The organism is Streptomyces sp. NPDC028907, from assembly GCF_055564995.1.
The window spans coordinates 12646-37193 of record NZ_JBVHVE010000005.1; the positions used below are offsets into that span (position 1 = coordinate 12646).

Consider the following 24548-nt stretch of genomic DNA (forward strand, 5'->3'; position numbering starts at 1 on the left):
TCATGGCCAGTGAGAGTGAGCTGCTCAGTTACCTGAAGAAGGTCAGTTCGGAGTTGCACGAGACCCGCGAACGACTTCGGGTCGCCGAGGAGAAGGCCGCGGAACCGATCGCCGTCGTCGCCATGAGCTGCCGCCTGCCCGGCGGGGTCGCTGACGCCGAGGACCTTTGGCGAGTGGTCGACGAGGGGCGGGACGTCATCGGCGACTTCCCCTCCGACCGGGGCTGGGACATCGAAGCGGTCTACAACCCCGACCCCACCCACCCGGACACCTCGTATGTGCGCACCGGAGGATTCCTCACCGACGCCCCCGGATTCGACGCCGAGTTCTTCGGTCTGTCGCCCCGCGAGGCCCTGGCGATGGACCCACAGCAGCGGCTGCTGCTGGAGACCTCCTGGGAGGTGCTCGAGGGCTTGGGGGCCGACCCGGCCACGCTGCGCGGTTCGCGCACCGGGGTGTTCATGGGCGTGGGCGCACAGGACTACATCAGTACCGCCGCGCTGTCAGCGGAGGAGGTGCGAGGCCATCTGGCCACCGGCAACGCGATGTCGGTCGCGTCCGGCCGCATCGCGTACACGTTCGGGCTGGAAGGCCCCACCATGACCATCGACACGGCCTGCTCCTCGTCGATGGTGGCGCTGCACCTGGCCGTGCAGTCGCTACGCAAGGGCGAGTGCGCGCTCGCGCTGGTCGGTGGCGCCACGGTGATCGCGAGCCCGCTGGTGTTCGTGGAGTTCAGCCGACAGCGCGGACTGGCACCCGACGGACGGTGCAAGCCCTTCGCGGCCAGCGCCGACGGCACCTGCTGGGCGGAGGGCATCGGGATGATCGCCGTTGAGCGGCTGTCGGACGCCCGGCGCAACGGCCACCCGGTGCTGGCCCTGATCCGCGGCTCCGCGGTCAACTCCGACGGCGCCTCCAACGGCCTCACCGCCCCCAACGGTCCCGCGCAGCAGCGGGTCATCCGGCAGGCGCTTGCGGACGCCGGCCTGTCACCCGGGCAGGTCGACGCCGTGGAGGCACACGGCACCGGCACCGCGCTCGGCGACCCGGTGGAGGCGCAGGCGCTGCTGGCCACCTACGGTCACCGCCCGGAGGGACAGCCGCTGTGGGTGGGCTCGCTGAAGTCGAACTTCGGCCACACCCAGGCCGCCGCCGGCATGGTCGGGCTCATCAAGATGGTGCAGGCGATGCGCCACGGCAGGCTGCCGCGCACCCTGAACGTCGACCGCCCAACCCCGCACGTCGACTGGAGTGCCGGCGACGTGCGGCTGCTGACCGAGGCCCAGCCGTGGCCCGCCTGTGACAGGACCCGCCGCGCCGCGATCTCCTCGTTCGGTATCAGCGGCACCAACACGCACGTCGTCGTCGAGGAAGCACCCGCACAGGACGCCCCCGCGCCCGTCGGTGAACCCGCCGCCGAGCCGGTGGCCTGGGTGGTCTCGGCGCGCACCGCGGCCGCCTTGCGGGAACAGTGCGCCCGGATCGCGCGGGCGGTGACCGAGGGAGCGGCGGCCGGCGCGGCCGCGGCCGATGTCGCCGCCACACTGGCGGGCCGGTCCACCCGGTTCGCACACCGAGCGGTCGTCCTGGGCGACGACCCGCGCACCCTCGCCACCCGGCTGGCCACGGCCCCCGACACCGGGATGGTCCTGGAACCGGCCGCGGTGACCCTACGGCTGGTCTGCGAGGGCCCGGTCGGCGTGTCCGAACTACGGGCGCTGGGCTACGAACTGCCGCCGTTCGCCGCCGCGTTGGAGGAGGTGACCGCCGAACTCGCCGAGGCGACCGGCCAGGAGACGGCCGAGGTGCTCGGCAAGGCGGCCCACGAGCGGCTGGTCTCCCTCGCGGGATGTCTCGCGGTGGCCCGGATGTGCCGCCACCACGGTGTGGAACCGGCCGCCGTCTCCGGCACCGGCGTCGGCGCCTTCGCCGCCTCCTACCTCAACGGCGACCTCACCCTCGCCGAGGCCCTCGCGGACGGCACACCGCAGCCCGAGCCCCCCGCCGACAAGGGCGAGGTGCTGGAGAGCGGATTCGGTACGCGGACACCGCTGGGGCGGGCGGGGTTCCTGGCCGACCTGGCCCGGCTGTGGACCAGCGGCGTGCCGGTGGACTGGACGCGTACGGCCACCGGGCGGACAGCGCGCCCGGTCCCGCTGCCGCCGTACCCCTTCCAGCACACGAGGTTCTGGCCGGACGAGGTGATCGCGGGCGACATCGCCTCCGCGGGCCTCGAACCCGCAGGGCATCCGCTGCTGGGCGCGCTGACCACGGCCGTCGACGGCACGGCCCGCTCAGCGTTCGGCCGACTGTCTCTGTCCGCGCAGCCCTGGCTGGCGGAGCATGTGGTGGGCAGCCGCGTCCTCCTGCCGGGCACCGCGTTCGTCGAACTCGCGCTGTACCTGGGCCGGGTGAGCGGCGCTCCGGGCGTCGCTGAACTCGTGCTGCAGAGCCCGCTGGTGCTCAACCCGGGCGACGCGCGGTTGCTGCGGGCCGAGGTGGGCGAACCAGACGAGCGGGGGGACCGTGCGATTGCGGTGTACTCGCGAGCCGAGGATGCCGGGGACACAGACGCCGACACCTGGACCACACATGCCACCGGCACCCTCACGGCCTCGCCCGCGCCCGCGCCCGCCCGGTCGCAGTGGCCCGCGCCGGGCGCCCAGCCGGTGGACCTGACCGGGCACTACGACCGGCTGTCGGCCGCCGGGCTCGACTACGGCCCGCGCTTTCGCGGGCTGACGGCGGCCTGGTCGGACGGCGACGTGCTGTACGCGCAGGTGGAGCTCCCCGAGGAGGCGCACGCCCAGGCCCTGCGGTTCGGCCTGCACCCGGCGCTGTTCGACGCCGCGCTGCACACCCTGGCGGTCCGGGGCGGGGACGAGGGCGTGCTGCCGTTCCTTTGGGAGGGAGTCAGTCTGCACTCCACCGCCGCCACCAAGCTGTGGGTACGGCTGCGGGGCGGCGTGGACGAACCCTGCACGCTGGAACTGGCCGACGGCGACGGTACGCCTGTGGCGACCGTGACCGGTTTGACGGTGCGCCCGATCGGGGCAGTGGACGCCGCCGAGTCCGTCGTGCGCGACAATCTGTTCAAGGTGGCCTGGGTTCCGGCCGGGGACGTGCCCGAGTGGGAACACCGGCGCTGGACGGTGGTCGGCGCCTCCGGCACCCCGGGCCGCTGGCGCGACGCGGTGCCGGAACTGCGCACCGCCACGTCGCCGGGCGAGGCGCTCGGCGCCGGTGAGCCTGTCGGTGAGGCCGTCGTCGTGTGGTGGCAGTCGGGGGAGGGGGAGCTGCCCGCAGCGGCGCACGAGGCGACCGGACACGCGCTGGAACTCGTACAGGAGTGGCTCGCCGACGAGCGCACGGGCGACAGCCGCCTGGTCGTCCTCACCCGGGGTGCGGTGGCGGCGACGCCGCAAGAGCAGCCCGACCCGACGCAGGCCGCTGTGTGGGGTCTGTTGCGGTCCGCGCAGTCCGAGCACCCCGGCCGGTTCGTCCTGGTGGACCTCGATGGGAGGGAGGCGTCGGCCGCCGTACTGCCCACCGTGCTGGCGCACGGGGAGTCGCAGTACGCGGTGCGGGATGGCGACGTATGGGTGCCGCGCCTGGTCGCCGCCGACCCGGCCGTTCCGCACGACGACGTGCCGCCGTCCGTGGCAGGTGACGACGTACTGGTCGCGGTACGGGCCGTCACGGGCGGCGGCGCGGCAGGTGTGGTGCTGGCCGTCGGCGTCGACGTCACCGGGTTCGTACCCGGCGACCGTGTGCTGACCGGTGAGCGGGTGGCGGACGAGCGTAAGGTCGTGCTCTCCGCGGACGCGCTGCGCGCCATGCCCTCCGGCTGGTCCTACGACCGGGCCGCGTCAGCCGCGGCCTACCTGCGGGCGGCCGGAATGCTGGCGCAGGCGCCCGCGGACCGGCCCGTGCTGGTCCACGACGCCGCCACTCTCACGGAGTTGGCCGTTGTCGCGCTTGCCCGGCACCGGGGAACGGAGGTCTTCGCCACTGCGGCGCCCGCCGTGCGCGGCGCGCTGCGGGCGCTGGGCCTGGACGCCGCGCACCTGGCCTCCTCGCGTACGGAGGAGTTCGGGCGGACCTTCGCCGAGACGCTCGCGGGCCGCCGGATTGGACTGGTCACCACGGGTGTCGGGGACGGCGACGCCGACGGGGCGCGGGCCGTGTCGGTGCGGGACGAGGAGATCTGTGCGCACGCGCTGTTCACCGACCCGGCTCAGGCCGGAGCCGGACCGCTGGCAGAGGCCCTGGAGGAACTGCCGGAGCTGCCGCGTCCCGAGGCCGGCCAGGAAAGCGTCGTCGACGGCGACCGGGTGCGCGCCGTCGCCACCGACTGGGACCCGAACGGCACCGTACTGATCACGGGCGGCACCGGCGGCCTCGGGCTGCGCGTGGCCCGGCACCTGGTCACCGAGCGCGGCATGCGCCATCTGCTGCTACTCAGCCGCCGCGGCACGGATGCCCCCGGCGCGGCGGAGGCCTGCGAAGAACTCACCTCGCTCGGCGCCGACGTACGCGTGCACGCGGGCGACCTCACCGACCCCGCGACCGTCACGGCGGCGCTCGCCTCGGTGCCTTCCGAGCATCCGCTGACCGCTGTCGTGCATGCGGCCGGTGTGATCGATGACGGTGTGGTGGCCGCGCTGACGCCGGAGCGTATGGCGACGGTACTGCGCCCCAAGGCGGACGCGGCGTGGGCGCTGCACGAGGCGACCCGGGAACTCGACCTCGCGGCCTTCGTGCTGTTCTCCTCGGCCGCCGGTGTTCTCGGGGCACCGGGGCAGGGCAACTACGCGGCGGCCAACGCTTTCCTGGACGCTCTGGCCCAGCACCGCCGCGCGACGGGGCTGCCGGCCGTGTCGCTGGCGTGGGGGCTGTGGCAGGAGACCAGCGGGTTGACCGCGGGTGTCACCGAGGTTGACATCCGGCGCATGGAACGTGCCGGGCTCGGGGCGCTGCCCACGCGCACCGGCTTGGGTCTCTTCGACGTCGCGACCACCTCCGACCGCGACGCGCTGCTGATCGCCGCGCCGTTCAACCTGCGCCTGCTGCGCGCCCGGGTGGACCAGCCGGGTCTACCGACCCTGCTGCACCGGCTGGCAGGCAAGCAGGACGGCCCCGGCACCGGACAGACCCCCGAACTGGCTGCCGAACTCGGGGGCCTGTCCGAGGCCGACCGGCGGATACGGCTCCTCGCGACGGTCCGGCAGCTGGCGGCGGCCGTGCTCGGATACGGCTCGGCCGGCGCGGTCCCGCCCGACCAGGCCTTCACCGAACTGGGCCTGGATTCGCTGGGCGCGGTGGAGTTGCGGACCCGACTGACGGCGGCCACCGGTCTGACCCTGCCGGCGACGCTGGTCTTCGACTTCCCCACCCCGGCCGCGCTCGCGGGCCGGCTGCTGGAACTCCTGGAGCCCGCCGAGGTCCACTCCCCGGTGCACGCCGGGATCGACCGGCTGGGCGAGCTGCTGTCGGCGCAAGAGCCCGACGACGCCGAACGGCAGCGCATCACCTCGCGCCTCCAGGCCCTGCTGTGGCGGTGGACCGACGGCCGCGACAACACCATGGGACAGCAGTCGGCGCCCGACATCGAAGACGTCTTCCAGAGGGAGAGCGACGACGACATCTTCGCGCTCGTCGACCGCGAGCTGGGCAGCGACTGACCTCCTCTCCCGGTCCGCCCCACAGCCCCCGGTCCGCCCCTCGCCCCCACACCGCACCAGGAGCCCACTGCTATGTCCAACGAAGACAGGTACCGCGACTATCTCAAGCGGGTCACCGCCGACCTGCGCTCCGCCAAGCAGAGCCTCCAGGAGGTGCGCGACCAGGCGAACGAGCCCATCGCGATCGTCGGGATGGGCTGCCGGTTCCCCGGTGGCGCCGATTCGCCCGAGCAGCTGTGGAACCTGGTGGCCGACGAGGTGGACGCGATCGGACCGATGCCCACTGACCGGGGATGGCCGGTCGACACGCTCTTCGACCCGGACCCGGACGCGCCCGGCAAGAGCTATGTCGCCGAAAGCGGGTTCCTGCGTGACGCCGCCGAGTTCGACGCTCCGTTCTTCGGCATCTCGCCGCGGGAGGCCCTGGCGATGGACCCCCAGCAACGACTGCTGCTGGAGACGTCCTGGGAGGCGGTGGAGAACGCCGGCATCGTGCCGACGGCCCTGAGGGGCAGCGATACCGGCGTGTTCGTCGGAGCCTCCGCGCACAGCTACGGCGCCGGACTGTCCGTCCCCTCACAGGTGGAAGGGCACATAGCCACTGGCGTCGCGCCCGCTGTCGCCTCCGGCCGCATTTCCTACACCCTGGGGCTGGAAGGGCCGGCCCTGACCGTGGACACCGCCTGCTCTTCGGCGCTGGTCGCGCTGCACCTGGCCTGCGAGTCGCTGCGCCGCCGGGAGACGGGGCTTGCGCTGGCCGGCGGTGTCGCGGTGATCGCCAGCGCGGCGGTCTTCAGTGAGTACAGCAGGCAGGGCGCGCTCGCCCCGGACGGCCGCTGCAAGGCGTTCTCCGCGGACGCGGACGGTACAAGCTGGTCGGAGGGCGCCGGCATGCTCGTCCTGGAACGGCTGTCGGACGCGCGGCGCAACGGGCACGACGTCCTCGCCGTCGTGCGTGGCACCGCGCTGAACCAGGATGGCGCCTCCAACGGCCTCACCGCACCCAACGGCCCGTCCCAGCGCAGGGTGATCGAGGCCGCGCTGCGGGCCGCCCAGGTCGCCCCGGACCAGATCGACATGGTCGAGGCGCACGGCACCGCAACCCCGCTCGGCGACCCCATCGAGGCGCAGACGCTGATCGACGTCTATGGCCGAGGCCGCGACGCCGGGCTGCCGCTGTGGTTCGGCTCGCTCAAGTCCAACATCGGCCACACCCAGGCCGCGGCGGGCGTCGGCGGGGTCATCAAGGCGGTGCTCGCGATGCGGCAGGGCATGATGCCCAGGACCCTGCACGTCACCACACCGACCCGCGAAGTCGACTGGGGCGAGGGGCAGGTGCGCCTGCTCACCGAGGCGCTGCCGTGGCCGGAGGTGGATCGCCCGCGCCGCGCGGCGGTGTCCGCGTTCGGCATGAGCGGCACCAACGCGCACGTGATCCTGGAACACGACGCCCGCCCAGCGCCCGACCGGACCGACCGGAGGGACGGGGCCGCGGTGGAAGCTGAGCCAAGGGCTGTTGCGGCGCCTGTGCCCGTGGTGCTGTCCGCCAAGTCCCCTGCCGCGCTGACCGCGCAGGCCGACCGGTTGCGAACCTTCCTGCGTACGACGCCGCAGGCGCACCCCGCCGACGTGGCGTGGTCGCTGGCGACCACGCGGGCGCTGTTCCATCACCGGGCCGCGGTGCTGGCCGCCGACCGTGACACGCTGCTGGCCGGTCTGGACGCGCTCGCGGAAGGACGCAGCCTGCCGCTCGGCACCGTCTCGGATGTGGCGGGCGAGGGCGGCGTGGTCCTGATGTTCCCCGGGCAGGGCGGCCAGTGGGCCGGCATGGCACGGGACCTGATGGCCCGGTCGCCGGTCTTCGCGGCCGCGCTGCGCGAATGCGCCGAGGTGATCTCCGGGCTCGTCGACTGGGATCTGCTGGAGGCGGTTACGGACCCCGACGGCGAGCTGCTGGACCGCATCGACGTGGTGCAGCCCGCGCTGTTCGCGGTCATGGTGTCCCTGGCCAGGCTCTGGCAGTCGTGGGGGGTGCGGATCGACGCGGTGGTCGGCCACTCGCAGGGCGAACTCGCCGCCGCCTGCGTCTCGGGCGCCCTCACCCTGGCGGACGCCGCGCTGGTCGCGGTCACCCGCTCCCGGCTGCTGGCCAAGCTGTCCGGCCGGGGCCGGGCGCTGTCCGTGGGGATGTCCGCGGCCCGCGCCCGGGAAGCGATCACTGCGTGGGACGGCGACCTGTCGCTCGCCGTGGTCAACGGACCCGACTCCGTCGTGGTCTCCGGCGAGGCGGAGCCGCTGCGTGCCTTCGCCAAGCAGTGCAAGGCCGACAAGGTGTGGGCCTGGTGGGTCGACGTCGACTTCGCCACCCACTCCCCGGCTATGGAGGACGTACGCGATGAACTGCTCGAACAGATCGCCGGAATCAGCCCGACGGACGGCGCCGTCCCGCTGTACTCGACGGTCACCGGGACCCGGCTCGCAGGGCACGAGTTGGACGCCGGGTACTGGTACCGCAACCTGCGGCAGACCGTGCTGTTCCAGGACGCGATCGAGGCGCTGGCCGCCGACGGGTTTCGGCTCTTCGTGGAGGCGAGCCCTCACCCGATGCTGGCGGTCGGCGTCCAGCAGACCTTGGAGGCGGTCGGCGCCGCGGGTGTGCCGGTCGGCACTCTGCGCCGCGACATCGGCGGACGGGACCGCGCTCTGCTGTCGCTGCTGGAGGCGCATGTCGCGGGCCTGGAGGTCGACTGGACCACGGTACTGACCCCGTGCGACCGGCTCCCGCTGCCCACGTACGCCTTCCAGCGCGAGCACTACTGGCTGGTGCCGGACGCCACCACCGCGACCGTGCCGCGGACCGAGGCGGACGGCCGGTTCTGGGACGCGGTGGAACGCGAGGACCTCGAACAACTCGGCAGTGAACTCGGCACCAGCGAGGGCCTGGACACTCTGGTGCCCGTCCTGGCGCGCTGGCGGCGCGAGAGCACGTTGCGGTCCGAGCTGGACGGCTGGCGCTACCGGATCGGCTGGGTGGCACCTGCCGACCCGCGGCGCGCCCCGAGGGTGGCCGGCCGCTGGCTGGTTGCGGCAGACGATGGGACGGACGCCTTCGACGGGCTGTTCGACCAGGCGGTTCCGGTGTCCCTGCGGGGCGCGGACCGCGCGGCACTCGCCACCGAACTGGGCGCGGCGGGCCAGGTGGACGGCGTACTGTGCCGCTCCCACCGCGCGGCTGATGTGCTGGTGCTCGTCCAAGCCCTCGCCGACGCCGGGATCGATGCCCCGCTGTGGTGCGTGACCAGCGGAGCTGTCGACACGGGCACCGACGACGCGCTCGTCGACCCGAACGGCGCCGCCGTATGGGGTTTCGGCCGGGTCGTCAGCCTGGAGCACCCGGACCGCTGGGGCGGCCTGATCGACCTTCCGTCCTCATGGGACACCGAGACCGGCGAACTGCTCGCCGGGGCCCTGGCCGCCCCGGGCCGAGAGGAGCAACTAGCCATCAGGAACGGCACTTTGTGGGTACGTCGGCTGCTACCCGCCCCGGCAGCCGTGCCAGGGACGCGGTCGTGGAAGCCCTCAGGCACGGTGCTGATCACAGGAGGCACGGGCGCCATCGGCGGCCATGTGGCCCGCTGGCTCGCCCGGCACGGGGACTGTTCGATCGTGCTGCTGTCGCGCCGGGGTGCCGACGCGCCCGGCGCCGCGGAGCTGCTGGCCGAACTGAACGCGGAGGGCGTGCCGGCCCGGGCCGTCGCCGCCGATGTCGCTGACAAGGCGGCGGTCGCCGAACTGCTCGCGAAGCTGGAGCGTGAGGGCACGCCGGTCCGGTCGGTCTTCCACGCGGCAGGTGTCACACAGGCCACCGCCGTGGACGCGATGAGCACCGAGGAGTTCGCCTCGGTGGCGTCGGCGAAGATCGACGGCGCCCGGGTGCTTGACGAACTGCTTGGCGCGGAACTGGACGCGTTCGTGGTCTTCTCCTCCATCTCGGCGACCTGGGGAAGCGCCCTCGGCGGCGCCTACGCCGCCGGCAACGCCTACCTCGACGGCCTCGTGAAGCGGCGCAGGGCGCGCGGAGCAGCAGGCACGTCGGTGGCCTGGGGCGTCTGGGCCGACGACGGCATGGTCGACCAGGACACCGCGCGGCAACTGCGCCGGATCGGTCTCGCGGCCCTCCGGCCGGCACACGCGATCGCCTCGCTCCAGCGGACGCTCGACAACGACGAGGCCACGGTCACCGTCGCCGACGTCGACTGGGCGCCCTTCCATGCCAGTTACACTGCGGCCCGACCGCGGCCGTTGCTCGACGACCTGCCGGAGGTGAGGGCCCTCCTGGCTGCCGGCGCCCAGTCCGACGCCGCCGCGCAGCCGGACACCGGGACCGCTGACGCGTTCCGCCGGGAGCTGCTGGAGCTGGACCCGGCCGCGCAGCACGCGACCCTGCTGGACCTGGTGCTCACCGAGACGGCGGCCGAACTCGGCTACGCCGACCGTTCGCAGGTCGAGGCGGACCGCCCCTTCCGTGACCTGGGACTCGACTCGCTGGCCTCTGTCGGCCTGCGCAGGCGGCTGAACACCCTGACCGGACTGAGTACCCCGGTGACGCTCATGTTCGACCATCCGTCCCCGACAGAGGTGGTCCAGTTCCTGCTGGAGTCCCTGCGCGCCGGGACCGATCCGGTCGGCTCGGCCGAGGAGGAACTCGACCGGCTGGCGGCCACGCTGGCCGGTCTGGAGACCGACTCGGTAGGCCGGTCGCGGATCACCATGCGTCTGAGCGCCATCCTCGCGCGCTGGAAGGCGGGCGGGGCGGCGGACACTTTGGCGCCCGAGGTCACCGAGGACGAAATCGACGGCGCGACGGACGACGAACTGCTGTCCATGCTGGGCCGCGAATTCGACATCTCGTGAACCGGCGCGTCTCTCCCTCGTGAACCGGCGCAGCCGTGCCCCGTGACCTTGTGAACCGGCGGCGCCCGCCCTGATTCCGCTTCATGAGCCCGAACTTCCCCGAAAGGTCCACCAGTGTCCGTACCCACATCAGACGGCTCGGCGTCGCCGGAGAACCGGACGAGGCATTTCCTCAAGCAGCTCAGCAACGAGCTGCGGCTCGCCAGACAGCAGCTGCGCGAGTACGAGGACCGGGACAAGGCCGATCCGATCGCCATTGTCGGTATGGCCTGCCGGCTGCCCGGCGGGGTACGCAACCCCGACGAGCTGTGGCAGCTCGTGTCCTCCGGCACCGACGCGATCTCGCTGTTCCCCGCCGACCGGGGCTGGGACACCGAGCGGATCCACGATCCGAGCGGCGTTCGGCCCGGCACCACTCTGACGTGTGAGGGCGGCTTCCTCTATGGGGCAGCGGAGTTCGACGCCCCGTTCTTCGGCATCTCGCCGCGGGAGGCCCTGGCGATGGACCCCCAGCAGCGGCTGCTCCTGGAGACGTCGTGGGAGGCGCTGGAGCACGCGGCGATCGATCCGGCCGGGCTGAGGGGCAGCCGTACCGCCGTCTATGTCGGCGCGTCCCCGCAGGGCTACGGCTTCGACGTGCAGGGCGGCGGCGTGGGCGTGGAAGGCTACGGGATCACCGGAGTCTCCACGTCGTTGATGTCGGGGCGGATCGCCTACACCCTGGGGCTCGAAGGGGCGGCGCTGACCATCGACACGGCTTGTTCCTCCTCATTGGTTGCGCTGCACCTGGCGGTTCAGGCGCTGCGGCAGGGCGAGTGCGATCTGGCCCTGGCGGGTGGGGTGACGGTGATGGCGTCGCCCAGCGGTTTCGTCGAGTTCAGCCGCCAGGGGGGCCTGGCCCCGGACGGGCGCTGCAAGTCGTTCTCCGCTGACGCCGAGGGCACTGGCTGGTCCGAGGGCGTGGGCATGCTGGTGGTCGAGCGGCTGTCCGACGCCCTGCGCCACGACCACGAGGTGCTGGCGGTCGTCCGCGGCTCCGCGGTCAACCAGGACGGCGCCTCCAACGGTCTCACCGCGCCCAACGGCAGGTCGCAGCAGCGGGTGATCCTGGACGCGCTGGCCAGCGGCGGCCTCACCACCGCCGACGTCGGCGTCGTGGAGGGGCACGGCACGGGGACCCGGCTGGGTGACCCCATCGAGGTGCAGGCGCTGTTCGCGACTTACGGCCGGGACCGGGCGGCCGAAGACCCGCTGTACCTGGGATCGTTGAAAGCGAACATCGGCCACACCCAGGGTGCGGCCGGGGTCTCGGGTGTCATCAAGATGGTGATGTCGATGCGGCACGGTGTCATGCCGCGCACCCTCTACGCCGATCGCCCCACAGGTGAAGTGGAGTGGGCCGGCTCCGGTGTGCGGCTGCTGGACCGTGAGCGCCCGTGGGCGAGCGAGGACGGTCCGCGCCGCGCGGGGGTGTCGTCGTTCGGCATCAGCGGCACCAACGCCCATGTGATTCTTGAGGAGTTCGCTTCGGAGCCCGCGACGGCGGACGAGGGCGACGCCTCCGCGGCGCCGGGTCCCGTGGTGCCGGATTCCGCGGTGCCGCTTGTGTTGTCGGCGAAGTCGGACGAGGCGCTGTCGGGCCAGGCGGCCGCCTTGCGCGATCACCTGACCGGGCACCCCGACCTCTCCCTGACCGACGTCGCCCGTTCGCTGGTGACCACACGGTCGTCGTTCGAGCACCGTGCGGTGCTGGTCGGTGACCGCGCCGAGATCCTCGCCGCCCTGGACCAGCTCGCTGCGACGCCGCCGGTCACCCCCAACGCCGGCGGGTCCTGCCGTGTGGCCGCCGTCTTCTCCGGACAGGGTTCTCAGCGCTGCGGGATGGGCCGGCGACTCGCCGCGGACTTCCCGGTCTTCGCCGACGCCCTCGACGAGATCTGCGCGGTTGTCGATCCCCTGCTGGGCCGCGGACTGAAGGAGATCATGTGGTCCGACGCCGATGACGCCGAACGGACGCTGGCCCGTACCGAGTACGCGCAACCCGCCCTGTTCGCCTTCCAGTTCGCCCTTGCCCGGCTGTGGCAGTCCTGGGGCATCCGCTTCACCGCCGTCACGGGCCACTCCGTCGGCGAGATCGCCGCCGCCGCCGTCGCGGGTGTGCTGACCCCCGAGGACGCCGCGCGTCTGGCTGTCACCCGGGGCCGACTGGTGCAACAACTCCCCAATGGCGGAGCCATGCTCGCCGTCAACACCACCGAGACCGAGGTCGCCACCGTGGTGGCCGGGGTGCCGGCCGTGGCGATCGCCGCTGTCAACGCGCCCGACTCCCTGGTCGTCTCCGGACCCGCCGAGGAGATCGACGGGCTGAACGACTTCTGGCGCGACAACGGTGTTCGCACCTCACGGCTCAACGTCAGCCACGCCTTCCACTCGCCGCTGATGGAACCCATGCTCGACGAGTTCCGCACCGCCCTTGAGCAACTCGACTTCCACGAACCCACCCTCGACGTCAGCCCCGCCGCCGACAGCGGCCACCCCATCCACACCCCCGCGTACTGGATCGACCACGCGCGTAACGCCGTCCGCTTCCACGACGCCGTCACCCAGCTGCCCCCCGCCGACGTCCTGGTGGAGCTGGGACCCGACGCCGTCCTCACGCCGCTGCTGGCGCAGCGCTACGCCGTCACCGCGAGCTGCCGACGCGGACGCCCTGAGGCCCGTACCGTCCTCGAAGCACTCGGCCACACCCATACCCTGGGCACCACCCCCGACTGGGCCGCCGTCCTCGGCACCGGCCGCCCCGTACACCTGCCCACCTACGCGTTCCAGCGCCAGTCCTACTGGCTGACGGCATCGCCGGTGGCCCGGACGGTTCGCGGCGACGGCGACGACCAGGCGTTCTGGGAGGCGGTGGAGAAGGAGGACCTGAGCACCCTGGCCGGAACGCTGGGTGCGCCGGCCGAGCTGGAGCCGGTGCTGCCGGCCCTGGCGCAGTGGCACCGGGACAGCAGGCGTCGGCACATGATGGACTCGTGGCGCTACCGCGTGGTCTGGAAGCCCGTCGACCGTGCCCCGGCCGCCCAGGTGCCGGGCTGCTGGCTGCTGGTGCTTCCGCGGGGCGGCGGTGATCCGGGTGCGCGGCGCGCGCTGACCCGGGTGCTGGCCGACGTGGTGACCGTCGAACTGGGAGAGGACCGGCCCGGCAGGCAGGCGGTGGCCGAACTGCTGACCGACTCGGTCAAGGGCGTGCCGCCGCTGGCGGGCGTCATCAGCCTCGTACAGGGTCCGGAGGAACTCCTCGTACTCGTCCAGGCCCTCGGCGACGTGGGGGTGACAGCGCGGCTGTGGTCCCTGACCAGCGGTGCGGTGGCCACCGTGGGGACCGAGCAACCGGACCCGGTACGGGCCGCGATCTGGGGTGTCGGTCTCGTCGCCGGCCTCGAACGCCCGGAGCGCTGGGGCGGGTTGATCGATCTGCCCGGCACGCTCGACGAGCGGTCCGTCGGCCTGCTCGCCGGGACTTTGATGGCCGACGACGAGGAGGACCAGATCGCCATCCGGCCCGCGGGCGTGCTGCGCCGCCGACTCGTACCGGCCCCCGCCGCGCCGGAACCGGAGCAACCGTGGCGGCCGGACGGCACGGTACTGATCACTGGCGGGACCGGGGTGATCGGAGCTCATGTCGCACGCTGGCTGACCTCGTTGGGCCCCTGCTCCCTGGTCCTGGTCTCGCGTCGTGGCCCGCAGGCGCCCGGAGCCGAGCGGTTGCGCGCCGAGTTGGAGTCACGGGGCGCGCGCGTACGTGTGGTGCCGGCCGACGTGGCCGACCGCGACCAGATGGTGGCGCTCGTCGCCGAGGCCGCCGCCGAAGAGGGACCGGTGCGCGCGGTCTTCCACGCGGCGGGCGTCGGCCAGAACACCCCGATCGACGCGATGACCCTTGAGGAGTTCCGCGCGGTCTACGGCGGCAAGGCGGACGGCGCACGCGTCCTGGACGAACTGTTCTGCCACGACGATCTCGGCGCGTTCGTGCTGTTCTCGTCCGCCTCCGCGACCTGGGGGAGTGCCCACTACGCCGCCTACGCGGCGGGCAACGCCCACCTGGACGCGCTCGCCGAACGCCGCCGCGCCCGTGGACTGGCCGCGACCTCGGTGGCGTGGGGCGTGTGGGCCGAGTCCGGCATGGTCGACCCGGACGGGGAGGCGCACATGCGCCGCCACGGCCTGATACCCATGGCGCCGGCGGACTGCCTCGCCGCGCTCGCGCAGGTGCTGGGCCGGGACGAGACTCGGATCACCGTCGCCGCCATGGACTGGGAGCCGTTCCTGGCCGGGTACACGGCGGTCCGGGCGCGGCCGCTGATCTCCGACCTGCCGCAGGCCCGCGCGCTGCCCACCGATGGCCCGTCCGATGCGCCCGCCGGCCAGGGCGACGTCCGCCGTCGGCTGGCGGGGTTGGCCGTGGCCGACCAGCGGGTCGTGTTGACCGATCTGGTGAGTGCCACGGTCGCCGAGGTGCTGGGGCACACCCACGCCTCGTCGCTCGACGTCGAACAGCCCTTCGTGGAGCTGGGCATGGACTCGCTGTCTGCTGTGGAGATCCGCAACAGGCTCACGGGCGCCACAGGTCTGGCGCTGTCGACGATGCTGGTGTTCGACCATCCGACGGTGACCGCTGTCTGCGAGTTCCTGCTGACCGCGCTCGCCGACGGAACGTCGGCGGCCGATCCGGCGGCCACGCGGGAACCGGTCGAGTCGGCGGAGTCGTTCGCGGCGATCTACCGCCGGGTCGCGCTGCGCGGCCGGATGACGGAGGTGGAAGCGCTGTTGAGCGGTGCGGCGGGCTTGCGTGACCACTTCACCGACCCCGGCCAGATCCCCGGCGGGCTCGGCTTCGTGCGGCTGGCCACCGGTGATGAGGGACCGGCGGTCATCTGCTTCCCGCCCTTCGCCCCGGTTGAGCAGTCATTGCAGTTCGCCCGGCTGGCCACGTTCTTCCGCGGCCGACGCGACCTGTCGATGGTCATGGTGCCGGGCTTCCTGCCGGACGAGCCGATCGCCGCGACGCGCGAGGCGCTCGTGGCGGCTCTGGCCCAGGCGACGCTGCGCTGCGCAGACGGCAAGCCGTTCGCCCTGTTGGGATACTCTTCCAGCGGCTGGCTCGCGCACTCGGTCGCGGAGAAGGTACAGCTGGACGGCTCCCCGGCCCGCGGCGTCGTCCTGCTCGACACCTATCTGCCCGACAGCATGTCGCTGAGCATGCGCCAGGCGATGACCTACGAGGTCAATGAGCGGCGGTCCCGGTTCACGACGATGAACCTCACCTCGCTGACGGCCCTCGGCTCGTACCGCAAACTGTTCCGCGACTGGAAGCCGGAGCCGGTGGACGCGCCGACCCTGTTCGTCCGCCCGGAGGAGTGCGTCCCGGGTGACCCGTCCGCGCCGCCGATGACCGAGGACTGGCGTGCGTACTGGCCGTTGTCGCACAGCGAGGCGACCGTCCCGGGCGACCACTGCACCATCGTCGCTGAGAACGCCGACGCCGTCGCCACCGAGGTGCACGCCTGGCTCGCCCGGCGCTGACCCACCTCGAAACGGTGGGGCGATTGACACCGCGGACAAGCGCCTGGGTTTCCACATGTGCCACGGCGTTACGACCGTGGCGAAAACGGAAGGGGCATGAACATGACCGTGAACACAGCCGACGAGATCGAGCGGGCCGTCCGCACGTTCCTGGCGACCGAGGATAGCGGCCCGCCGCCGGAGACCGACGAGGATCTCTTCGAGTCCGGCCGGATCGACTCGCTGTTCGCGATCCAGCTGATCACCTACATCGAGGGCGCCTTCCACATCGAGGTCGATGTGGACGAACTGAATCTGGCCCAATTCGCCACCATTGCCAAGATCACACGGTTTGTGGCGAGCAAGCAGCTCGAAGCGATTCAGTAGGTGATTCCAGAAATCGTCGTTGCGTAGCTATTTCCTCGGATCGAAGTCCGAGGAAAACGGTGAAATAGGGGGGAATGGCGTTCGCGGTACGCGGACTAGGGGGTTGAATCGCACCCTGTGCGAATGCGATTCTCGGCGTGCCCTGTCCAGGGACGTGCTCTTCCGTGGAGGCGGTCCGGGTGGGCAGGAAAAGACCGTTTTGCGAAAAAGTGGATCGGTCGGTGAGAAAGAGAAACAGAGGCGATGTGATCGTGGAATCAGTGACCGAATCCGACCTGTGGATCCGCCGCTACCGCTCGGGACCATCGTCCGCGACCCAGCTCGTCTTTTTTCCCCATGCAGGCGGTTCCGCCAGTTTCTATCGGCCCTACTGCATGGCCCTGTCCGATCGGTTCAACACGCTCGCCGTGCAGTATCCGGGTCGTCAGGACCGGCGCACCGAGCCGTGCGTGGCCGACCTGCACGTGCTGGCCGAGCTGCTGTTCGTCCAGTTACGGAAGCTCGCGGACCGGCCGATCGCGTTCTTCGGCCACAGTATGGGAGCGCTTCTGGCCTTCGAGGTGGCACGTCATTTCGAACAGCGGCTCGGTACCTCGCCCGTCCGGCTCTTCGTCTCCGGCCGGCGAGCCCCGTCGCGCCCGCGGGACGAGAGATGGCAACTGACCGGAGACGAGGGTCTGATCGCTGAGATCCGGGAACTGAGCGGCACCGATCCCACACTGCTGGGGGACGACGAGATGCTCACCATGATCCTGGATCCGCTGCGCGCCGACTACCGGGCCGTCGAGCACTACCGGTTCTCCCCTGAACCGAGCCTGCGCTGCCCGGTCACCGCCCTGACGGGCGCGTCCGACCCTCGTACGTCCTACGACGAGGCGTCGAGCTGGCGCGACCACACGACCGGTGACTTCGGCATACAGGTGTTCCCGGGCGGTCACTTCTTCATCAACGAGAACCTCGATGCCATCAGTGGTCTCGTCACCGAGCAGTTGTCCGCCGTGCGCCACTCCGGCTGAAGGCGGGTGACCGATGCGTTTGACGACCCCTGCCGACGACGCCCGCGGCCAGGTCGCGCAGCTCCGTGCCATCCGGGAGGCGGTACGGCGGGGACCGAGCGAGAAGGCGACCGCGGCTCAGCACGCCAAGGGCAAGCTGACAGCCAGGGAGCGGATCGAACTCCTCCTGGACGAGGGTTCCTTCACCGAGACCGAGTCGTTGCGGCGGCACCGCGCCACCGGCTTCGGTCTGGAGGCGAACCGGCCGTACACCGACGGCGTGATCACCGGCTGGGGCACCGTCCACGGCCGTACGGTCTTCGTCTACGCGCACGACTTCCGGATCTTCGGCGGAGCGCTGGGTGAGGCACACGCCGGCAAGATCCACAAGCTCATGGACATGGCCCTTACCGCCGGCGCGCCCCTGGTCTCCCTGAACGACGGCGCCGGAGCCCGAATCCAGGAGGGCGTCTCCGCGCTGGCCGGTTACGGCGGCATCTTCCAGCGCAACACCCGAGCCTCCGGCGTCATCCCGCAGATCAGCGTGATGCTCGGCCCGTGCGCGGGCGGCGCCGCCTACTCCCCGGCCCTGACCGACTTCGTCTTCATGGTCCGTGAGACCTCCCAGATGTTCATCACCGGGCCGGACGTCGTCCGGGCCGTGACCGGCGAGTGCATCAGCCAGAACGGCCTCGGTGGCGCCGACATACACTCCGAGGTCTCCGGTGTCTCGCACTTCGCCCACGACGACGAGCGCGCCTGTATCGAAGAGGTCCGCTACCTGCTGTCGCTGCTCCCGGGGAACAATCGCGAGATCCCTCCGGCGGTGCACTGCGATGACCCCGTCGACCGGCGGGGGGACGCGCTGCTGGACCTGGTCCCCGCGGAGGGCAACCGCTCGTACGACATGCGCCGGGTGATCGAGGAGATCGTCGATGAGGGCGAGTACCTGGAGGTCCACGAACGCTGGGCGCGCAACGTCATCGTCGCTCTGTCCCGCCTGGACGGCCAGGTCGTCGGCATCGTCGCCAACCAGCCGCAGACCCTGGCCGGCGTTCTGGACATCGAGGCCAGTGAAAAGGCCGCACGCTTCGTGCAGATGTGCGACGCGTTCAACATCCCCCTCGTCACCCTGTTGGATGTGCCCGGCTTCCTGCCAGGCGTGGGCCAGGAGCACGGCGGCATCATCCGACACGGCGCCAAACTGCTGTACGCGTACTGCAACGCCACCGTGCCCCGGATCTCCCTGATCCTGCGCAAGGCCTACGGAGGCGCCTACATCGTGATGGACAGCCGGTCCATCGGCGCCGACCTCACCTACGCCTGGCCCACCAACGAGATTGCCGTGATGGGCGCCGAGGCCGCTGCGGGCGTCATCTTCCGCAAGCAGATCGCCGGGGCCGACGACCCCGAAGCCATGCGTGCGCACTTGGTCAAGGAGTACAAGGCGGAACTCATGCACCCGTACTACGCGGCGGAGCGCGGCCTGGTCGACGACGTCATCGATCCGGCTGAGACCCGCGAGGTGCTGATCCGGTCGCTGGCGATGCTGCGCACCAAGCATGCCGACCTTCCCTACCGCAAACACGGCAACCCGCCCCAGTGAGGAGCCCGTCGGCATGCACGGACTCACCGCGGATCAATGCATCCCGTCAGCCGTAGTCATCCCCTTTAGGGGACGGTAGGGGCTGAAGAATTTCCTCGGTTCCGGGATCATGGAATGAAGGGCTTCGTGGACCGTCGTAAAAGCCTCGCGGATGCAGCAGCGAGCGCGGTGTCGGATTTCGGAGAATGTGGTGAATCACCGAACCTGCGGCTTGTTCTGGAAGCGTGGCAGGTCGGGTTTCGAACTCTTGTTCATGCAGGGATAAATCGGATCGCTCTCTGATCTTTTTCCGCCGTGCCGTCAACGCCTAGGAGCAACCAGTCCCATGCATCTTCTCGTCAAGGGAATCCAGCACCGGGTGACCGGTGAGGTCCTGGTGCCGAATTCCAAATACCACGCGCACCGCGCCCTGATCCTCGCCTCTCTCGCAGACGGCGAGAGCCGCATCCACGGGCTCACCGATGCCCGGCACGTCGAGTACACCGTGCGGTTACTGCGCGGACTCGGTGTGCGGATCACCCGCGACGGCGACACCTTCGTCGTGCGGGGGCTCGGTGGCCGGTACCGGCCACCGAGCGAGACTGTCTCGGCCGGCAGCTCCGGCACCACCCTCTACTTCATGATCGGGCTCGCCTCGCTCGCGGACCGCGCGGTCTCGATCACAGGTCAGAAGTACTTCAGGCGCCGTCCCGTGGGGCCGCTGCTGCGGGCCCTGGAACAGATGGGTGTCCGGTTGGAGTCGGCTGACGACTGCCCGCCCGTCCGTGTCCAGGGCAGGCGGCCCGCCGGGGGACACGTGACCATACCGGGCACCCTGTCCCAGTGGATTTCCGGAGTGCTCCTGCTGGCGCCCTTCGCCACCGGGCCCACCACCGTCGAGGTGCAGGGGGAGCTGAACGAGCGCACCTACCTGGAGCTGACCGTCGCGATGATGCGGCAGTTCGGCCTCGAAGTGACCGTGTCCCCAGACTGGCGGCGCTTCGACGTGGCCCCCGGTCAGGCCGCACGTCCTCTCGAACTGACGCTGCCCCCGGACGTCGGCTCCGCGGCCTTCAGCATCGCCACCGCCGCACTGCACCCCTCCGACGTACTGCTGCGCGGAATGACGAACCTCGAGGGCGGACCCAGCGACCATCCGGAATTCCACTTCCTCGACGTGGCCCGCGCCATGGGGGTGCCCATGGAGGTGGACACGGCGGCAGGCGGCGTACGTATCCAGCAGGACGCTCCGCTTCTCAAGGCCGTCGACCTCGACTGCCGTGACGTTCCGGACATGCTGCCGATCCTCTCCGTGCTCGGCACCTTCGCCCACGGCGAGTCGGTCTTTCGCAACATCGCGCACACCCGGCTCAAGGAGTCCGACCGGGCCGCCGCGATGCTCCAGCTCAACTCCATGGGCGGCGACCTTGAACTGACCGAGGACACCCTGAGGGTCAACGGTGTCGAGGATCTGGTGGGCGCGAAGCTGTCGTCGTACAACGACCACCGCGTCCTGATGTCGCTGTCCGTCGCCTCCTCACGGGCACGCGGTCACTCCACGCTGACCTATCCCAACGCGTATCGCATCTCGTACCCGGAATTCCTCGACACGATGAACGGCATCAGTGTGCCCATGTCGGTGGAGGAGGGAACCGGGCGGGTCACGAAGTCCGGCGACCGGCGGTCTCCAGATGCAGCGGAACCGGACACGGCCTGTCTCAGCCCCCTGCCCGCATGGCTGTCCTCACACGCCGCGTCCCGACCCGACGCCACCGCCGTCGTGGACGTGCGCCCCGACGGCGACCACATCGTCAGCTGGCGCGAACTGGCCGACCGGGTCGAGCGTGCCGCGGCGCTGCTGTTGCGCCTGGGCGTGCGGCCAGGGGAGAACGTGGCCTACCAGGTGCCGAACCGCCTGGAGTTCGTGGTGCTGTCGCTGGCGGCCCTGCGCATCGGCGCCGTCTGCTGCCCGGTCATCCCTTTCTTCCGTGAGCGTGAACTCGCCTTCGTGCTCCAGCGCTCCGAGGCGCGCGTCTTGGTGGTCATGGACGAGTACCGCTCACGGCGCCCCGCACAGGAAGCGCTGGACCTGGCCGCCCGGCTGGATCCGGAGTCGGGTCGGCCGCGGCATGTCGTCGCGCTGGCCCGGTCAGGTGGCCCCGCCCGGCTGCCGCGGGCATCCGTGGACGGGGTCTCCGTACACGACTGGGCGGCGGCCCTGGAGGCGACGGAGGTCGATCGCGCGGCGCTCGAGGCCATTCGACCGACGGCCGACATGACGGCTCAACTGCTGTTCACCTCCGGCACCACCGGCGAGCCCAAAGGCGTCACGCAGCCGTCTGCGAACCTCGTCAGAGCCGCTTCGATGGAGATCAGGCATCTCGGCCTCGGCGCCACGGACGTGATCTGGGTACCGTCGCCGCTCGCCCACCAGACCGGATTCCTGTACGGGATGGTGCTGGCGGCCGTGCTCGGGGTGCCGCAGATCCTTCAGTCCGAGTGGGACCCGAAGCGCGCCCTCATGTCCCTGAACACCCACAGGGCGACGTTCGTGCAGGCCGCCACGCCGTTTCTGTCCGACCTGGTGAAGGCCGTCGAGGACACGAGAGAGGTACCCCGCCACCTGCGGATTTTCGTGGCCACCGGCGCCACCGTGCCACGCCGCCTGGCGGAACGCGCGAGCCTGGTGCTCGGCGCAGAGGTGTGCGGCGCCTTCGGCACCACCGAGACCTGCCTCGGCGCACTCTCCGCGCCGACCGACGAGCCGGAGCAGCGCCGGAGCACCGATGGACGCGCGCTCGACGGCATCCGGCTGCGGGTCACCGACGACAGCGGCGATGAGTTGCCCGCGGGTACCGAGGGCAACTTCGAAATACATTCGCCCACGGTGTTCGACGGCTATCTGGGTCGGCCCGACCTCACGGCCGAAGCCTTCACTCCGGACGGCTGGTACCGCACCGGCGATCTGGCCGTGATCGACCAGGCCGGCTTCGTGCGGATCACCGGCCGGGTCAAGGACGTGATCAACCGCGGCGGCGAGAAGATCCCGGTCGCCGAGGTGGAGCAGCTGCTGTTCGCCCACCCCTCCGTCGACGACGTGGCCGTCGTGGCCATGCCCGATGACCGGCTCGGCGAACGGGCCTGCGCGTTCGTCGTGCTCAAGGACGGCGCGAGGCTCGGCTTCGACGCCATGCGCCGCTACCTGGATGAACACCAGGTGGCGAAGCAGTACTGGCCGGAACGTCTCGAATACCTCGACGCGCTGCCGCGCAACCCCGTGGGCAAAGTCCAGAAGTTCGAACTGCGCGCCCGGGCCGGCGCCCTGCGGCCGCACGACGAGGAGGCCGGGTGAACCCCGGCCGCCTCTCGCAGACGAAGGAAGAAGGCAGAAACGGCAGATGATGGACGAGCAGCAGTTTGACGGGCTCCGCCGCCAGGTCGAGCGGTGGGTGGCAGGGCCGGGTGAGCGCTGGGCCGAGCGCATCGAGGAGAGCGGGGAGGTGCCGGAGGAACTGTGGACCGAGTTGAACGAGCTCGGGTACCTGCGGATGACCGCTCCCGAGGAGTATGGCGGCCAAGGCGTCGGTTTCACACGGTGGATGGAGCTGATGGAGATCTTCTCCCGCTCCCACGGATCCATACGCATGATCGTGCACGTCGTCAACGGCATCTGGCGGGCGATGGACGGACACGCCTCCGACGAGCAGCGCAAACGGTTCGTCGTCCCCGCCGTCACGGGCGAGATCAAGATCGCCTTCACCCTGACCGAACCGGGCAACGGCACGGGAGCCGACATCACGACTTCCGTGGTCCGCGAGGGCGACACCTACTACCTGTCCGGCCGTAAACACCTGATCACGTTCGGCATGCGCTGCGACTACTACCTGCTCGCCGCGCGCGTCGAGGGCACCACCGGGCACGAGGGCACGGTCGCCCTGCTCGTGCCCCGTGACGCGCCCGGGGTGCGGGCCGAGGACACCTCCAACACGATGGGTGTCACCGGAACCGACCACGCGTCGCTCCACTTCGACCGTACGCCGGTCCCGGTGGATCACCGGCTCGGCGCGGAGGGCGAGGGGCTGGGGGTCTTCCTTGGCGGATTCCTCACCCCCTCGCGGATCTCCGTCGCGATGAGCTGCGTCGGGCTGGCCCAGCGCGCACAGCAGCTCGCCATCGGCTACGCGCGCGAGCGGGTCACCTTCGGCAAGGCTCTGACCCAGCGTCAGGCCATCCAGTTCATGCTCGCCGAGAACGCCGCGGACATCGAGGCGGCCAGGCAGCTGGTGCTGCACGCCGCCCGCCGCTTCGAGGAGGGTGCCGACGACGCGTCGATGCAGTCCTCGATGGCGAAGATGCACGCGGTGACGATGCTGACCGCGGTCACCGACAAGGCACTGCAGATCCACGGCGGTCTCGGCTACTGGAAGTCCCAGAAGATCGAGCGTGTCTACCGGGACGCTCGCGCGCAGCGCTTTGAGGAAGGCACCAACGAGGTGCAGAAGGCTGTGGTCTTCCGCGAACTGCTGCGACAGGCCGAGACCACCGTCCAGGAAGAGGCGGCGCGATGAGAGACAACCGGCGAGACACACGCACCGGACCCGCACAGGTCTCCCTGATCACCGGAGCCTCGCGCGGCATCGGCCGGTCGCTGGCGCTCACCCTCGCCCGCCGGGGCGGCACCGTGGTGGTCAACTACAAGAAGAACGCCGACCTGGCGGAGAAGACCGTCGTGGACATCGAGGAAGCCGGCGGCCAGGGCTTCGCCGTCCAGGCCGACGTCGAGACCTCTGAGGGCGTCACGGCGCTCTTCGACGAGGTGGCGCGACGTTGCGGGCGCCTCGACCACTTCGTGTCGAACGCCGCGGCCAGCGCCTTCAAGAACATTCTCGACCTCGGCCCGCATCACCTCGACCGGTCGTACGCGATGAACCTGCGGCCCTTCGTGCTCGGCGCCCAGCAGGCGGTCAGGCTGATGGACAACGGCGGGCGGATCGTCGCGCTGTCGTCCTACGGCTCGATGCGGGCCTACCCGACGTACGCCACGCTCGGCGCGATGAAGGCGGCGATCGAGGCGTGGGTGAGGTACATGGCGGTGGAGTTCGCGCCGTACGGCATCAATGTCAACGCGGTGAACGGCGGTCTGATCGACTCCGACTCACTGGCCTACTTCTACGGGGTCAAGGGCATGCCGGACATGCGGAGCGTGCTCGACCGGATCCCCGCGGGGCGCCCGGGCACGGTGCAGGAAGTCGCCGACACCATCGCCTTTCTGCTGGGCGAGGGGGCCGGATACATCACGGGCCAGACGCTGGTGATCGACGGGGGTCTCAGTGTCGTCGCACCGCCGTTCTTCGCGGACGCCGGCGACGAGCTCCGGCTGCCGCCCCGCCCGACCAGGGAATCCTGACGGAGAGGGCG

The 24548-nt window shown here is 71.1% G+C and carries 9 protein-coding genes; all 9 read left to right on the top strand.

Annotated features, from left to right (window positions below):
- Nucleotides 1–2: 2 nt before the first annotated feature.
- On the top strand, nt 3–5687 hold the full coding sequence (locus tag ACZ4UU_RS15915) for a type I polyketide synthase (RefSeq protein WP_468040261.1): 5685 nt from the start codon (nt 3–5) through the stop codon (nt 5685–5687).
- A gap of 72 nt (nt 5688–5759) precedes the next feature.
- Nucleotides 5760–10601: a type I polyketide synthase gene (locus ACZ4UU_RS15920; protein ID WP_468040263.1), complete on the top strand. Its 4842-nt coding sequence runs from the start codon at nt 5760–5762 to the stop codon at nt 10599–10601.
- A gap of 114 nt (nt 10602–10715) precedes the next feature.
- Nucleotides 10716–16184 (top strand): type I polyketide synthase, encoded by a 5469-nt coding sequence (locus ACZ4UU_RS15925; RefSeq protein ID WP_468040265.1) that lies wholly within the window; start codon nt 10716–10718, stop codon nt 16182–16184.
- Between the two features lie 96 nt (nt 16185–16280).
- A complete protein-coding gene (locus ACZ4UU_RS15930) occupies nt 16281–16550 on the top strand; it encodes an acyl carrier protein (protein ID WP_468040267.1) in 270 nt (89 codons plus the stop codon).
- A gap of 251 nt (nt 16551–16801) precedes the next feature.
- Nucleotides 16802–17566, top strand: a complete 765-nt coding sequence (locus tag ACZ4UU_RS15935; RefSeq protein ID WP_468041107.1) for a thioesterase II family protein — start codon at nt 16802–16804, stop codon at nt 17564–17566.
- Between the two features lie 13 nt (nt 17567–17579).
- The gene (locus tag ACZ4UU_RS15940; protein ID WP_468040269.1) at nt 17580–19151 is read left to right on the top strand and encodes an acyl-CoA carboxylase subunit beta; all 1572 of its coding nucleotides are present in this window, start codon (nt 17580–17582) and stop codon (nt 19149–19151) included.
- A 325-nt stretch (nt 19152–19476) separates the two neighbouring features.
- Nucleotides 19477–22482: a 3-phosphoshikimate 1-carboxyvinyltransferase gene (aroA, locus tag ACZ4UU_RS15945; protein WP_468040271.1), complete on the top strand. Its 3006-nt coding sequence runs from the start codon at nt 19477–19479 to the stop codon at nt 22480–22482.
- A 46-nt stretch (nt 22483–22528) separates the two neighbouring features.
- Nucleotides 22529–23698: an acyl-CoA dehydrogenase family protein gene (locus ACZ4UU_RS15950; RefSeq protein ID WP_468040273.1), complete on the top strand. Its 1170-nt coding sequence runs from the start codon at nt 22529–22531 to the stop codon at nt 23696–23698.
- A complete protein-coding gene (gene chcA, locus ACZ4UU_RS15955; RefSeq protein WP_468040275.1) occupies nt 23695–24537 on the top strand; it encodes a 1-cyclohexenylcarbonyl-CoA reductase in 843 nt (280 codons plus the stop codon). Before ACZ4UU_RS15950 ends, chcA begins: the two co-directional genes overlap by 4 nt.
- Nucleotides 24538–24548: the final 11 nt, after the last annotated feature.